At 21.4% G+C, this 18,544-nt stretch carries 8 protein-coding genes; 5 read left to right on the forward strand and 3 right to left on the reverse strand.

The window, feature by feature from the left end; translation table 11 throughout:
* Positions 1–659 precede the first annotated feature (659 nt).
* Positions 660–2,015 (forward strand): CDP-diacylglycerol--serine O-phosphatidyltransferase, encoded by a 1,356-nt coding sequence (pssA, locus tag GII40_RS00085; RefSeq protein WP_226813387.1) that lies wholly within the window; start codon positions 660–662, stop codon positions 2,013–2,015.
* 2,022 nt (positions 2,016–4,037) lie between these two features.
* On the opposite strand, the gene mltA is transcribed toward pssA, so the two are convergent.
* Together mltA and glyA are read right to left on the reverse strand one after the other, a co-directional pair.
* On the reverse strand, positions 4,038–5,162 hold the full coding sequence (mltA, locus tag GII40_RS00090) for a murein transglycosylase A (RefSeq protein ID WP_226813388.1): 1,125 nt from the start codon (positions 5,160–5,162) through the stop codon (positions 4,038–4,040).
* An 800-nt stretch (positions 5,163–5,962) separates the two neighbouring features.
* On the reverse strand, positions 5,963–7,216 hold the full coding sequence (gene glyA, locus GII40_RS00095) for a serine hydroxymethyltransferase (RefSeq protein WP_226813389.1): 1,254 nt from the start codon (positions 7,214–7,216) through the stop codon (positions 5,963–5,965).
* Positions 7,217–11,379: 4,163 nt separating this feature from the next.
* Between glyA and lepA the strand changes: the two genes are divergently transcribed.
* The 4 genes from lepA (at position 11,380) to era (ending at position 16,505) form a co-directional block, all read left to right on the forward strand.
* Positions 11,380–13,170 carry a translation elongation factor 4 gene (gene lepA, locus GII40_RS00100; RefSeq protein ID WP_226813390.1) on the forward strand — a complete coding sequence of 597 codons (1,791 nt, stop codon included), beginning with the start codon at positions 11,380–11,382 and terminating at the stop codon, positions 13,168–13,170.
* Between the two features lie 119 nt (positions 13,171–13,289).
* On the forward strand, positions 13,290–14,261 hold the full coding sequence (gene lepB / locus GII40_RS00105; protein ID WP_226813391.1) for a signal peptidase I: 972 nt from the start codon (positions 13,290–13,292) through the stop codon (positions 14,259–14,261).
* Positions 14,262–14,939: 678 nt separating this feature from the next.
* Positions 14,940–15,617: a ribonuclease III gene (rnc, locus tag GII40_RS00110; RefSeq protein ID WP_226813392.1), complete on the forward strand. Its 678-nt coding sequence runs from the start codon at positions 14,940–14,942 to the stop codon at positions 15,615–15,617.
* Positions 15,618–16,505: a GTPase Era gene (era, locus tag GII40_RS00115; protein WP_226813393.1), complete on the forward strand. Its 888-nt coding sequence runs from the start codon at positions 15,618–15,620 to the stop codon at positions 16,503–16,505.
* Between the two features lie 587 nt (positions 16,506–17,092).
* On the opposite strand, the gene dut is transcribed toward era, so the two are convergent.
* A complete protein-coding gene (gene dut / locus GII40_RS00120) occupies positions 17,093–17,548 on the reverse strand; it encodes a dUTP diphosphatase (protein ID WP_226813651.1) in 456 nt (151 codons plus the stop codon).
* Between the last annotated feature and the right edge of the window lie 996 nt (positions 17,549–18,544).

Here is an 18,544-nt window from a genome sequence, read left to right on the forward strand (position 1 = left end):
TAAGATATAAACGCTAATTATAACATAATTACACAAATTAAGATAAGAAAGTAAGTACTTAGGGGATAATTGATTGTATAGTTATTATATATTAATTAATTACAATAATATTTAAATTAATTTTTAGATAACTTATTCATTATATGATATAATGATAAAAGTTGTATATCATATTATATCAATTATTTTCCTAGTAAAATATATGTTTATATATCTCTTTAGAAAAAGTCATTATATATTATATGGTATCATATAATATATAATCATAAATACATTAATAATGATAAAAATCTCTAATTTAATTTACTATTAATTAACATATATAATTAATATTACATGCATAATAGTATCTTATTTATTTATTTTTTATAAAATTTTTTCAAAAGATACATTATTATAGATAAAAATAGTAAAAATTATTATTTTTTATGGTATTAATATATCAAAAATATTTCTTTAATTTAAAGAATGATTTATTACATATTCATTATTTACTAGTTATTTTTTAATCTGCTTAAATTGTCTAATTATCATTCTTTTAGAAAATAGATCATTTTACAAAATAGACTTTTAATATTTTTTATAAAATTATTATAGTCTCAATTATAATATATGTAGCACTTTTGCTACATCATTTTCAGAGAAGTAACCATACTGTGATGTTGTATACATTTAAATCTATCAAGCATAAACAACATCTCTTGCAATTGCCTAAACTTCCTCAAATAGCTAGAAACTTACAGACGCTATTTTTTCCGAACGATTTTCGCACAACTTTAATAAAAACAATTTTACATGCTTCTAGACGTATTTATATCACTGCTTTATATCTAGAAAATGATGATGGTGGACAGGATATTCTAAATGCATTATATTTTGCAAAAAAACAGCGTCCAAATTTAGAAATTTATGTTCTTGTGGATTGGCATCGTGCACAAAGAGGTCTTATTGGTGCTCACACAAACAATATTAATGCTGATTGGTATTGCTCCATATCAGATCAATATTCTGATATTTCTGTTCCTATTTATGGAGTACCAATACATGTTCGTGAAGCATTTGGTGTTTTTCATTTTAAGGGTTTTATTATTGATGAAATAGTTCTGTATAGTGGTGCTAGCTTGAATAATACTTATTTACATCGTCACGATGAGTATCGTTACGACCGCTATCATGTTATTCATAATAGTAATTTAGCAAATACGATGTCTATGTATATTCAAAATACATTACTGACTAACAATCTAGCTCATCGTTTAGATCATAATAAACGTCCTAAAAGTGCAGAAATACGTCATAAAATACGTAAACTTCGATATAATTTACGTTATTGTAGTTATGATGTTGCATCTTTAGCTAGTAATAATGAATTAGCAGTAACACCTCTTGTTGGTTTAGGTAAACATAGTATACTTAATAAAACAATTCATCATCTAATGTGTAGTGTAGAAGTAAAAATGATACTATGTACACCATATTTTAATATGCCATCTCTTTTAATAAGTAATATCATTAAATTATTACGTCAACATAAGCAAATAGAAATTATTGTAGGTGATAAAAAAGCAAATGATTTTTATATTCCAGAAGAAAAACCATTTAAAATGATCAGTATTCTACCATATTTTTATGAAATCAATTTACGCCGATTTATAAATAGACTGCAAAATTTCATAAATAATGGACAGTTAATAGTTCGTATTTGGCAAAATGCGCATCATACTTTTCATATTAAAGGTATATGGATTGATAATGAATGGCAATTGATTACAGGTAATAACTTAAACCCTCGAGCATGGAATCTCGATTTAGAAAATGCAATTTTGATACATGATCCTAAGAATCAATTATATGATCAACATCAAAAAGAATTGCAGTATATTCGAAAAAATACTTATATGATCCAAAACTATATTGAATTAGAAACTATTCAAAATTATCCTATTAAGGTGAAAAAATTAATAAAACGCCTTAGTAGTATGCGTATTGACCGTATTATTAGTCGTATTTTATAGTATTATTAATTTAAATAATATTTATTGTATCTATTTTAGATTTTATATATTTTATCTATATTTAAAATATTTTTTAAGAAAATATAATATAAATATATATTTACTATCTTTTAATAAGACTATAATTTATTTTCTATAAAACATTATTTAATGTAATTTAACAAGTCATTATATAATCAATTACTAAAAAATATCAATAATATATGTATATTATAAATGATATTAAGAATATTTAGTAATATTCTAATATTATTAAGTACATTAAATTTATAATTTATACACTGTATTTTAATAAAAAAATAATTATTGTACTTATAAATATAAAATTATTTTAGCCTAGTAATAAATAAATATTTGGTAAGTATATCAATACAATGTTTGCGTATGTTGTATTTATAAATAGATATATCAAATTATTTATGATATTATTTTATCCTAAATAAGTATATTGAGTTATAATAATCCATATTAAAAGAAATTACATACAATATTATATTATTATAAATAAAATATTATTAACTTATTATTTATAATATATAAAAATCTAAAATACTATAATAAAAATTAAAGTTAAGTACAGCTATTCATATCAATATAATTTAAAATGTACTAAATAATATATTTTTTTAAAAACAAATTAATATTTTATATAAAAAATAGTTAGGTATATTATATATATTTATTAAATAAATTTCATTGACTTTAAGTAATTCACATAAATTAATATACAATATAATTTATTTTATTCATGTAATAAAATTATACACTTAAATATATATTTAAGTATATCATGTTATTTGCATATTAATCTTAATTAATAATCAAGTATATTTTATTAAATAATAATACTTTTGTATTTATATTAACAATTATTATATTTATCTTATATGATATTGTTTAAGTTTTATCTAGTTTTTAAAACTAGAATATTAATATGTTAAATATTTATGTATTATACCATATTAATCTTGTATTATTATGTATAATCATTTTATAACATCTTAAAATTTATACTTTATTTGATAAATATATATCACAATTATTATTATAATATCATGTTAATAATATTCGCAGTATATTCAATATTCTTAAAAAGAAATAAAAAAATTCAATATCTTATTTTAAATAACACAAGTATTAATTTATTATTTATTTAATAATATAGTTATTAAATGTAATAAAAACTAATAAAATATATAATATATTGTCTTATTTATTAAATCTAATAAATTTTAAGCAAAATTTTATAGTAAATTTTTATTAAAAAAAATAAATTAATATGGTTATTAAAGCAATTATATATAATTTATTAAAGATAATATATTATATTAGCTCTTGTTTCTAAATATTTCTAATATATTTTTCTCATGTATTTGATTTGATAGTAAATAATGATAGTAAAATATAAGTTATTTTGTTTATAGTTAATATATAGATATAACAATAAATACATACACTAAAATACAATTATTAAAATTTATTTCAATTCTTAAATAATACAGCATTAATATTCTTATTATATTACATTAAAATCACTAGAATATGCCACGGCTACAAATTATTAATTATCTATTTATTGTCATAATAATTTCTACTATTTTTATTTAATTTCTGTTTTATTATGATTCGTATTAGTTAAGAATATAAATATTATATATACTTAATAATATTTTATATAATTATTTATTATTTTATTAGATATTTATTTAAATTACATTGATAATAATTTAATTATCTTGATATTTATTTTTAATAAAAATTATGATTAATAATCAAGTATGATGTATTATTTTAAATATATAAATACAATAATATTAATACTGTAATAATATAGCTTTATTTATATATGATATTATAAAGATAATTATTTTATAAGAAATAATATTGATTTCATTTTCTTAGTACATGTTATTATCTTAATAAAAGTTAAAAAATACTTATATTACAAGATTTAATAAAAATAAAAATAAATACCTATTATAATGCTAAAAAAATAACAATATTTTATAATTAATAAAATATTTATTTACTACTGATAAGATTATTAGTAATATTACATATATTTTGTGATGCTTGTAACAACCAAAGACGACCATAATGATTATAAAAACCAGCTATGCGCCCTGCTTGTGTTCCAATACCTTGATAAATATCACAGTGTGCTCCTTTAATAGCTCCTCCTACATCTATAGCTATCATTAATCGCATTTCATATTTACCAGTAAATTTACCATAATAATTTAGTAATGGTAATTCTGCAAGTAACGTAGAACCAATTGGAATTAAAGAGCTATCACAAGCAATAGCTGTTTTAGCAACTAAAGGTACACCGCTTGCACCTTTAACTAGTGTATATGCTTCTGGTTTAAAAAATACAAACGAAGGATTTTGTTCTAATAAGTTACGTACTTCATTTATGGTATGTTTATTAGCCCAATCACGAATAGCTTGTATAGAAATTCTATCATGTGTTATATCACCACGATTAGTCAAAATTTTTCCAATACTACGATAAGTATAATTATTATTTCCAGAATAACTAAATAAAGTTAATGGTTTGCCATCTCCGTAATCTACATAACCACTGCCTTGTACTTCCATAATAAAATTATCTATCAGAGAATTAGTGTAAGCAATTTCTAAATTAAGGTTTTCTAATGCACCAGAATAAATAGAAGCACGATTTGGTAAATCATAGTCTTTATTCTTAATAGGCATACGATATAATGGATATTGAAATCTTCCTTGACGTATGTAACGCCCCTGAATTATTGGTGTATAATAACTTGTTAAGTTAACATTACCAAAATTATCTATACCATTTATTTGGTAAATATTTAAACAAAATTTAGCAAAATTATGTGTATTAGCTCCTGCTTGTATCCAGTTCGCAACTGCCTGAAAAGTATCTTTGTTATTTTGATACATAATAGCAGCAGAATGCTGGATTTTTTGTATTTGAATAAAAAAATCTTCTCTATTAATTAGTTTATCTGTTATATCTAATGTATTGACAAGTGTTTTAAAAGACTTCATGTTTCCATCTTTATACTGTTGTCCTTTATTTATTGAGTACGATGAACATTTAGTAAGTAATATTAGTAACAGTCCATATATAATAATATATTTGCTGTAAAACTGGTTCATTACATACCCTTTAGTCATTAAATATTTTATACAATATACTTCATTTTTTAAAATGATTAATAGATTATATAAATAGATATATTAAAAAATATTTTATAAAGATATGATATATTAAATAATACCGTATAATATTTCATTTTTATTAACAGATAAGAATAGTTATTTTGTTAATACAATGATTGCAATAAAATTATTTTTATAAAAATCTTATAATATAAAATATTGTTATTTATAATATGTAATCAGTAATTTTTTTAATATATTGAAAATATCACAAACATTGAAATTATTAAATATACTATTTTTATTAAAAAATAAAAACAATAATTATTTTAATATAATTTTTATAAAAATTATTTAATACAGGTATTGTATTTTTAATTTTTTATTATTATTAGATAATATCTAATTATTATTAAATAATAAAATATTTTATAACATGTAAAATATTAAATAAATTATAAAAATATATTAATAAAATACTTTATATACTTTATAAGTTTAAGATTTAAGTAAAAATCAATAAAAATTATACTAGTAAATATATTACCTAAATTAATTAACATATATTATTTATTAATAATAACAATCATATTTGTTTAAATATATAATAATCTTTTATTGTAATACAATATTGTTGATATTATATCAAACATGATACTTATTAATATTAATTGTCTATAATTTAGTAATTTAATTAAATAAATATATAACTTTTTTAAAAATATGTAAATATTCTATTATTAATTATGTAAGTAATTATTATTTTTTGAGTAATTAATTCATCTGTATATTATCTTTTATGTATAAACTGGTAAACGAGAGCAAATATTTAAAACTTTTTTTTTAATATATTTAATAGTGATATCATCATGAATATTGTCTAACACATCACACATCCATTCAGCTAATTTATGCGCATCATTTTCTTTAAAACCACGACGAGTAATCGCTGGAGTGCCAATACGTATTCCAGAAGTTATTAACGGACTTTTATCATCATTTGGAATACTGTTTCTATTTACAGTAATATTTGCATTACCTAAAGCAATTTCTGCTGTTTTACCTGTAATATTTTTATCTACTAAATTTAGTAAAAACATATGATTGGCAGTACCTCCAGAAACAACTTTATAATTACGGGCTAAAAATACTGCAACCATTTCTTTTGCATTTTTTACAATTAATTCTTGATATATTTTAAATTCTGGTTCCATAGCCTCTTTTAATGCTACTGCTTTACCTGCAATTACATGCATAAGAGGACCACCTTGTGTTCCTGGAAAAACTGCGGCATTTAGCTTTTTATATAGTTGTTTACTACCATTTTTTGCTAAAATTAAACCGCCACGAGGACCAGCTAAAGTTTTATGAGTAGTTGTGGTTACAACATGAGCATACGGTATTGGGTTTGGATACAATCCAGCAGCTACCATACCAGCAATATGAGCCATATCAATAAATAAATAAGCATCAATACTGTCAGCTATTCTACGCATTCTAGCCCAATCAACAACTCCTGAATATGCTGAAAATCCACCAATAATCATTTTAGTATGGTATTTTTTAGCTTGGGCTGCTAGATCATCATAATTAATATGACCATTTTCATCTACACCATAAGAAACAATATTATATAATTGACCTGAAAAATTAACCGGAGAACCATGTGTTAAATGTCCTCCATGTGTTAAATTCATACCTAAAACATGATCTCCTGGTTGCAAAAGGGCAGTATAAACGCTAAAGTTAGCCTGAGATCCAGAATGAGGTTGTACATTAGCATAATCAGCTCCAAATAATTTTTTAGCTCGATTAATTGCGAGTTGCTCTATAACATCAATATACTGACAACCCCCATAATAACGTCTTCCAGGATATCCTTCAGCATATTTATTAGTTAGTTGGGAGCCTTGAGCTTCCATAACTCGCAGGCTAGTATAATTTTCTGATGCAATAAGTTCAATATGTTCTTCTTGGCGTAATACCTCTTTTTCCATGGCTTGCCATAACTCGGTATCGTAACTAGCAATATTCATTGTACTCTTTAACATTTGTTTATTTTATACCTATTTATAATGAATCAAGCTAGATCTTGATTTAATGATTAAGATTGCAGATTATAAAAACATAAAATATGCTTATTATAGTATATTTTATGTATAAATATTATTTTATATACAGCAAGATTATGTTTCATAAAATATATTAATAGATATTTATATTATTAGTAGAATTACCAAAGATTATTTAACCACTAAAAGAAGTATAAAAAATAATAAGTATATTTTACATTATCATAATATTATTCTATAAATATATTAGTTATATTGATAATTTATCTATAATAATAACATCAACATAGCATATGTATGCTTAAAAATTATGGTAGAAATTAATAAAAGTATTATTGTTAATGTTAGATGTTATAGATGTAATTTTTAGTTAGATATAATACTTTTTATAAATGATTTTGACATATGAGATATATTATATTTATAATCTCTTATTTATATATTTTATTAAATATTTTAAAAAATAAAAAATAATCATTTATACTTTAAAAAGTTATATCATTCTAATATTTTCTTTTATTCTATAATATATAAGTTATTTTTACCAAAAAAATCTATTATATATAAAATAGGCAAAAATAGTTGTAACTTAAGTAAATAATTGTAGTACTAAAAGTTGTATTTTATATTAATTATGATTTATGTAACTATGTATAATATCTCTTAATAAATAAAGTTATATTATTTAGAATATTGATAAACATTACTGTATCTACTTATTTTCATATTCTTATTGAAAAAATTTATTTATTTTTAATATATTAAGTTTTTATATTATATACCAATACTAAATACTAGTATATTTATTATGTTGATATGACGATAATAAATAATATTATCTATAATAATTTTTATATTATGCATATACTAAAAAATTAATAAATTATTTAATAACATATTATTTATACTTAATATTATATATTATTTATCCATAGTGTACATTATAATAATTTTAATTTAAATAATAATATTTTTATATTATATATTACAAATAAAATTTACTAAAATCTTGAATATATAAAAATTCATTATGTGAATAAGCATGAAATATTAAGAGTTATAATGAAAGGCTTTATAAACATGCATACTATATAAAAACTAATTTTATTACATATTATACAAGATGTCCTATAACTATTACAGGAATCATATTGTTATTGTTATCTTGATTGATAAAAGGTAATATTTAATATCATAAATATATAATATTTTATTTTATGCTCTTATTTAACATATATTATATAATATAATATATTACTATAATTTTAAATTTTTACATAATGCATACAAATCAATTAAAATATATGTTTTATTATAATAATTGTAATCTATATTTGGTTATATATTAAAATATTAGTTAATATTAAAAATATTCTTTATAAGTTCCTAGACATATTATGCTAAGCATAAGTACTGTTATTATATTTTTATATATTTATTAATACAGATTCATTGTTTTATCAATTAATAAAGTATTGTTTTTATTGTCAATATTATTTAATAACTGTGAAATATAATTATTTATTGTTAATACTAGCTTGTAGTAAATGTTATTACTTTCTAAGTATATAAAAATAACTAGATGTTACACATAAATAGAATACAATATCATTCATTATGCGTATAAAATATAATATATTATAATTTTTTAAATATGTTTAAAATAATTATATAAATACTATTTATCACAGATATATCTCGTCTTATTAATTTTATTATACATTGATTATTATTAAATTATAGTTATTAATAATATTTATTATATTAAACTTAATACAAAAAACTCAGCATTATAAAGATAATGCTTATTAGTAATATTTTAAATTATATATAGCATGTATTCTTACAAAGAATGTATTTTATTTTTTCTATCTTGCAGATAAATTGTCTTACTGCAAAAATAAAATGATATAAATCAATTTTATTGTTTCAAATATTATTTCGTATACTATATATTTGATACATTAAATATATGCTTATTTAGAATAATAATACATAATAAATTTTAGTTGAACATGATAATTAAGCACGATTTAGCGCATCGATTAATATAGATATTAAAATTAATTTTTAGAATGTATTCTCTTAAATTTATGTTAAATAAATTATTAAGAATAATATATCTTGCATATATAATACCTAATATTAATTTTTATAAAACTAATAATTAATTTTACTAATATAGAAAATGTTTGTTTGCTATTAAACAACAGGATGTCTTTTAATAAAAAAATAATATATATTATAGCATTTTTTATTTAGTAAATTTTATTATAACTTATTTGGAATAATCAGAAGCATAATAAATATTAGATAGATAAGGAATTACTATATATAGCTTATTACTAATTAATGATTAATATAACATCGTATATATTAAGTTATTAATTTATATAGTCAGGTATTTTTGTTATTCACAAAATACGATTGGGATAAATCCCTGAATATAGTAATAGCGATAAAATAAGCAAATTACAAAAAATTAGTATTATAACTCAGAAATATATAGATAATTATTTATGTATTATACCAATAAGTAAACTTATTTAATCAAATAACAACATATTTATTAATTAGAATTAAGTATCGATAAATATGCTTGCAGTTAATGTAACAGAATATTTAGAAGTGTAGATCAGTACTATAATAAAATGATAATATTTATTATAAATAATGTCAAGTAATTTGCTTATATTATAAGTTCTTAATTGATATATAATGTTGATTAGCAAGTAAGATGATATGATATATAAATATATTTAATGTGTAGTATCTTAGTTTTACTACTATAGTAAAACATATAAATATATCTAATATATTGTACTATATTAATGAATTTATATATTATTATCTACTTAGTAAGTATTGAACTCAGTATTTATAAAAAACATCATCAGAGTAATTGGTAATAATTTAAATTATTTTAAAATACATACCAATAAATTATTAGTATACATTAAGTTAATTTTAAATATTTTATTATTATTGTACTATATTTTATATAAAGTAATTACTTTATATTTTTTTATTATTAGATATAATATTAACTTTAATATAGAAAATATATTTATTACTTTTATTAAAAATAACTTTATGTTTTTTAAAAAAATGTATATTCATTAAATGAATGTCTTATAAAGTAATATTTATTTTATTAAAAAATTTATAATATTATTTATATTAGTTGCATATATATTATATAGAAAAATATTTTATATATAATTAAATTATTTATATAAAATACTTAATAAAAAATATAATTTATTAAGTTACTATTTTATCTTATTAAAATTTATTATATATAATAAATTTTAATGTAATTGAACAAGATAACATAAAAAATAAAATATACTATATTAATTATTATATAGATAAATATCTTAACAAGCAAAATATATTCCAAGTATAGTAAAATAATTTTTTTATTTACTACAGCAACACAATGCTTAATATATCAAATGCTTGATAATAATTTATTATAAATATAATTTTGTATTTTTACATTATTAAGTCATACTTAATAATTCATTATAACTATACAAACAATAATTATTTAATAGTATACGCTTTTATTATTACACAATATCACTGTAATTATTATATAAGATCAATATAAATAATTTATAATTTTATATTATTCTATGATGTTTAGATTAGTAATATTAGTAAGTATAATATCTTTGATATAGTAAATTATAAGTTACTCAAGTAATGTAGTAATAATAAGCTATTCAATGATCATTCTTATATTATTAGATAATTCATTATCATTCATAAGAATCTTTAATACTATATTATCCATAAAGTAGTATTTTGATAACACACTTACTAGCTACATGTATATTGACATCAATTTGTAATCTGTTTTAATTATATAGTTAGTGAAAATGTAATTTTTTACGTTATCTGAATATTAAGATTTCAATAACTCATCAGTTGATTAATTTATAATTATTAATTGTTATGTAATTTTACGGTATATTTTTTATTATTATGCTTTTATAAAAATTTAAGATTACCGAGTATTATTTGTATCATTAAATAGACCTAAAATAATAAACGTTAAATTATTAGTTCTGCATTTTATCAGTGCTTCTTGTAAGCTAACAACCTAGAAATTACCAGGCAAAATATTATTAATTATGAAGCATATAAGAAATTTTTCTATTATCGCGCATATTGATCATGGTAAATCAACATTATCTGATCGTATTATTCAAATTTGCGGAGGTTTAACTGATCGTGAAATGGAGTCACAAGTACTAGATTCAATGGATCTAGAACGGGAACGTGGAATTACTATTAAAGCACAAAGTGTTATGCTTGCTTATAAAGCACAAAATCATACAAATTATCAATTAAATCTTATTGATACTCCAGGACACGTAGATTTTTCTTATGAAGTGTCTCGATCATTAGCAGCATGTGAAGGCGCTTTATTAATAGTAGACTCAAGTCAGGGGGTTGAAGCACAAACTTTAGCAAATTGTTATACTGCAATAGAAATGGGTTTAGAAGTTGTTCCTATACTCAATAAAATTGACTTACCAGCAGCTAATCCTGATCGTGTAGTACAGGAGATAGAAGATATAATTGGTATTGATGCACGTAATGCTGTGCGTTGTTCTGCAAAAACTGGTGCAGGTATAATTGATGTACTTGAACGTTTAGTACGTGATATTTCTTGTCCAATAGGGGATCCGTTAGGATCATTACAGGCATTAATTATAGATTCTTGGTTTGATGATTATTTAGGTGTAGTTTCTCTTATTAGAATTAAAAATGGTACTCTGTATAAGGGTGCGAAAGTAAAAGTGATGAGTACTGGTCAAGTATATCATGTTGATCAGATGGGTATTTTTACACCTAAAAGAATTCAACGCAATGTATTAAAATGCGGCGAAGTAGGTTGGTTGATTTGTGCTATTAAAAATATCCACGGTTCTCCAGTAGGGGATACTTTAACATTAACAAATAATCCAGCATATAGTTCATTACCAGGATTTAAAAAAGTAAAACCTCAAGTGTATGCTGGAATATTTCCTGTCAGATCAGAAGACTATGAATCTTTCCGTAGTGCTTTAGGTAAACTTCAACTGAATGATGCTGCTCTATTCTATGAACCAGAAAAATCAACTATGTTAGGTTTTGGATTTCGCTGTGGTTTTTTAGGTTTATTGCATATGGAAATTATTCAGGAACGTTTAGAACGCGAATACAATCTAGATTTAATTACTACAGCACCAACGGTTATTTATCAAATTAAAATGATTAATGATGATATAATTTATATTGATAATCCATCTAAGTTGCCTATTATTAATCATATAGCAGAATTACGTGAACCAATTGCTGAATGTCATATACTGTTACCTAAAGAATATCTAGGTAATATTATTAAACTTTGCATTGAAAAGCGTGGTATGCAAATAAATATGGTTTATTACGGCAATCAAGTAGCGTTAACATACGAAATGCCAATGGCAGAAGTAGTTATAGATTTATTTGATCGTTTAAAATCTATTTCCCGTGGTTATGCTTCTTTAGATTATATTTTTAAGCATTTTAAACAGTCTGATATGGTTTGTTTAGAATTTTTAATTAATACTCAACGAGTAGATGCATTAGCATTGTTAATACATCGAGACAACGCTTTGCATCGTGGTAGAGAGCTTGTTCAAAAGATAAAAGAATTTATTCCGCGTCAACAATTTGATGTAGCTATTCAAGCTGCTATAGGTAATCAAATTATTTCACGTGTAACAGTTAAACAATTACGTAAAAATGTTCTTGCTAAATGTTATGGTGGTGATATTAGCCGTAAGAAAAAATTATTACAGAAGCAAAAAGATGGTAAAAAACGTATGAAATATATAGGTAATATAGCATTATCACAGGAAGTATTTTTAGCTATTTTGCATATAAAAAAATAATAAATATGTGATAAAAGTAAATAAATTTTTAGAGTTACTTATTTTTTATATTTATAAAATATAAGATATTATATAATATTTAACTACAAAAATATAAGATATTTAAGGAGCTTATTTGTATGGCTAATATGTTTGCTTTAATTTTAGTTATTGCAACGTTCGTAACAGGAGTAATTTGGATTTTATATCGTTTTGAGTTAATTTCAAAGTATAGCGAAACACATAAATATGTTACTACTCAAACATTTAATAATTCGAAAAAAAAGAAGATAAGATACATAATGCTTAGTTGGATTGAACCATGTGTATCACTTTTTCCTATATTGATGTTAGTTCTTATTATGCGTTCGTTTATCTATGAGCCATTTCAAATTCCATCTGGATCTGTTATGCCAACATTATTAATTGGTGATTTTATTCTAGTTGAAAAATTTGCTTATGGTATTAAAGAACCTATAACACAGTATAATATTATTAAAACTGGACATCCAAAGCGTGGGGATCTTGTGGTATTTAAATATCCTCTTGATGAACATTTAAATTATATTAAACGTGTAATTGGATTGCCTGGAGATAAAGTAACTTATAATCCTTATAGTAAAGAAATAACTATTTCTAAGGTGATTCAACATAATAATAATACCTATAACACAAATATACCAATTATTTATACTAAAAATAAACCAAGCGAATGGGTACAAACTTTTAATAATCTTCAAAATGGTAAAGTAAGTACTAATTTTTTAAAAATTCCTATAAATCATAACATACAAGATGGTTATCGCATGGATGATCGCACAGAAATTTTAGGTAATGTTGCTCATCATATTTTAACGATACCCCAAGCTCAAGATATCATGCTACGTTATTACCATCAACCTGGTCAGCCTAATGGTGTTTGGATTGTTCCAAAAGGTTGTTATTTTATGATGGGTGATAACCGTGATAATAGTTCTGATAGTCGTTATTGGGGATTTATACCTGATAAAAACTTGGTAGGTAAAGCTACAATAATTTGGATGAGTTTAGAAAAGCAAGCAGGGAAATGGCCTATAGGGTTACGCTTACATCGAATTGGTAATATCCAATAATTTTTTAAATAAAATATTATTATTTAAGTAAACATAAATATTACAAGCATTAGTAAATATTAATTTTAAATTAAAATATGAGTATATGTAACATATAATGTATATAAAAATAAACTTTATCTTAGATATATAGTTGAAATATATGCTAACTTATATATATAAGTAAATACTTATATATAGTAAATATATAAGATATATTGATAGTAATAAAATTTCTTAAAAAGAATATGTTCTTATATAAGAATAACATGTGTAATAATGAAATTTTAATTAAGTAGTTAGGTATAAGTTTTCATACTTATTATAATAAATGATTATATTTTAATAATTCAAGAAGTATTTTTATATGAAATCATAAGCACCTTATAATTACTGTTCAAAATATTAGTTTAGTAAATAAAATACAGTTTATACAGTTATATTTTTAAATACACATTATTTTTTGATATTTTAAATATATAAAATATTTATTTTTTGCATATATTTTAAATATAAATGATTAGACATAGTGCTACAAAATAAAATTTTCTTTATTGTAGAATAGTTATGAATAATAATAAAATTATCTGTTGTCTTTCATAAAGGATATTATCAAGCCAAAATAATATTATTATTATTTATAATAAGAATAATTTGTTTCTGCTGTAATTTTGCGCATTATAGATTTTTTGGTATCTCATGAATCTCAATGTTACTTACCGTCTTCAGAAAAAATTAGGTTATATTTTTCGACAGCAAGAACTGTTATTACAAGCATTAACTCATCGTAGTGCTAGTAGCGAACAAAATGAACGTTTAGAATTTCTTGGAGATTCTATTCTTAGTTTTGTTATTGCTAATGAACTTTACCATCGTTTTCCGTTGGTTGATGAAGGTGATATGAGTCGCATGCGCGCTACTTTAGTACGTGGAAATACATTAGCAGATATGGCACGAGAATTTAATATAGGTGAATGTTTAAGACTTGGACCAGGTGAATTTAAAAGTGGTGGTTATCGACGTGATTCTATTTTAGCTGATACTATAGAAGCGCTTATTGGTGGTATTTTTTTAGATAGTGATATCAAAACCATTGAACAATTAATTTTAAATTGGTATCATTCACGTTTACATGATATTCATCCTGGTGAAAAACAAAAAGATTATAAAACAAGATTACAAGAATTATTACAAGGACATCACCTACCATTACCATCGTATTGGGTCGTTCAAACTCAAGGTGAAGCACATGATCAGAATTTTACTGTATATTGTCAGGTTAGTGGTCTCAATAAACCATTAATAGGCATAGGATCAAGTCGTCGTAAAGCTGAACAATCAGCTGCTAAAAAAGCATTAAAACAGTTGGTTTTATAAATGAAAGATAAAAATTATTGTGGATTTATTCCTATACTTGGTCACCCTAACGTTGGCAAATCAACTCTATTTAATCAATTATTAGGACAAAAAATTTCTATTACTTCTTGTAAACCACAAACAACTCGTCAGCGCATTACAGGTATTAGTACTGAAGGTGTATATCAAGCTATCTATGTAGATACCCCAGGTATACATATTAAAGAAAAACATGTTATAAATCGTTTCATGAATAAAGCAGCAATGAGTTCTATAGATAATACATCACTTATTATTTTTATTGTTGAAGCTACTCAATGGACTCAAGAAGATAACATTATTTTAAATAAGTTACGCTATCTTATAACTCCTGTTATTTTAGTGATTAATAAAATAGATAATTGTCGTAATAAATCTAGTCTATTACCGTATATTAATTTTCTTATTAAGAAGATGAAATTTATTGATGTGGTTCCAATATCTGCTAAAAAAAATACTAATATTGATATTATAGCTAATATAGTGCATCATCGATTACCGATAGCTAGTCATTTATTTCCAGATAATTACATTACTAATCTTTCGCAGCGTTTTATAGTGTCTGAAATTATTCGTGAAAAACTAATGCGTTTTTTAGGAGAAGAATTACCTTATTCTGTCGCAGTTAAAATTGAAAATTTTAATTATAGACATGGTATATATGATATTTATGGCCTCATTATAGTAGAACGTATAAATCAAAAAAAAATAGTTATTGGTAATAAAGGTCTTAAAATGAAAACTATTAGCATTGCAGCTCGTCAAGACATCGAAAATATATTGGAAACTAAAGTGAATCTTAAGTTATGGGTTAAAGTAAAATATGATTGGACTAATAATAAAGTGATGCTACGTAATCTAGGATTGTAGGTAATATTTACCAAAAACTTTAATTAATAATTATTTTTTATTGATGTTATGTATTTTTTATATTTTAATAAATTTTTTATAGTAAAATACTATAATTACGGAATTATAATAATATGATTAATAAATAAAAAATATATTTATATTATTTAACACACACATATATAACATTGTTAATATATCTTTTATATTTTTTCAAAATTTCACTAAATATTTGCTTAATGGATATTATGATAATAAATATTTCATTTTAAAATATTTACTTACTTTACAAATTATTATATTCATATATTCAAATATTTTTTAAAAAAATGAGATTATGAACAACGGTATAATAATAAAAAATATTATTTAATATTTTTTAATATAATGATATTTTATGAAAAAAATTTAATTTTAATAAATTATATTTATGTTATTAACTATTTATATTTTATATATTGTCATGATTATATCCTATAATGATAATTAATCTAAAAATATAATTAAGAAATTATATATTTATTTATAATTGCACTATAATTAAAATATTAGTTTAAATATAAAATACAATTAAAATTAAATTAGTTGTTTATATAATAAATTGATGATTATGTACCTGAATGACCAAAACCATCAATACCACGCTCACTCTTTTCAAACGATTCTACTACATTAAACACTGCTTTTATAATAGGTATTAATACCATTTGAGCAATACGTGCTCCTGGTGTAATATTAAAAGTATTTTGACCACGATTCCAAAGAGAAATCATTAATGGTCCTTGATAATCAGCATCTATTAAACCGATTAGATTTCCTAATACGATACCATTTTTATGTCCTAAACCAGAGCGTGGTATAATAATAGCAGCTATATTAGGATCTTTAATATGTATAGCTATGCCTGAAGAAAGTAAAATACTTGCACCTGCAGCTAAATTAATAGTATCGTCTAAACAAGCATATAAATCTAATCCTGCTGACCCTGAAGTAGCATAAGTTGGTAATGAAAATTTTTCTTTAATACGCGAATCTAAAATTTTAATATCTAGTTTTTGTACAATCAACATAATTGATAATATCATTAATTGTGAATAAGATTTTAATAAAATATTTATTATTTAGTAATAAATTTTATAGATTATTTCAAAATTTATATTTAAAGGTTAACATATTTTATTCAAAAAAATAGGATTATATCCCATCTAATATTAGATCCTTTCAAAATATTTTGCAACATATTTTGAGAGGATCCTGGTTTTAGAAAAACTTTAGATTTTTTGAATATAAAATATTCAATATATGTAAAGTTTTTCAATAAACAGAAAATTATAGTAATAATTTATATATTATTTTATATTAGAAAAAATTTTATTAATTAAAAATTATTTTTTATCATATTTATGATTTCTTAATCTATATTTATTTTAATTGAAACTAAATAATTTTATATTATTGTATTGATTAAGGATCATAATATTGTATTATTATGAGTAATTTAATAATATTATAAAATAATTATTATTTCTTCTGAAAAAATAAAATAAGTAATGTAGATAAAGTATTTATATTATATAATCTATTATAATGATATATAAAATTATTTTTTAATTATTTAATAAATATGAAATTAATTAATATTTATAATTAATAAAATAATTTTTTTAAAAATACAATTAATATTTAGTAAGATAAATTACATAAAATATAATTCATGTATCAAAGATACTACTTAAATAAATCTTTTTATAAAGATAAAATTTATATAAATATAATAATTGATAGGTTCATTGAAAGCAAATGATATATAATATATATATTACTATCTTATAGTAACGATATAATAAAAAGAAATATTAAAATTTTAAAAAATTTTTAATTTTATTTTATTATCTTATATTAATATATATTAATATATAAATTATTTTTTAATCATGACATATAAATAATAAATTATTTTTAACACCCATATGATAAATATCACTATTCATTATAGTATATTTAGTTTATTATTAATTAAATTTCTTATTAAGATAATTAATATATACGGAAATGTATCA

Source organism: Candidatus Profftia lariciata (assembly GCF_020541265.1).
Lineage (GTDB): Bacteria > Pseudomonadota > Gammaproteobacteria > Enterobacterales > Enterobacteriaceae > Profftia > Profftia lariciata.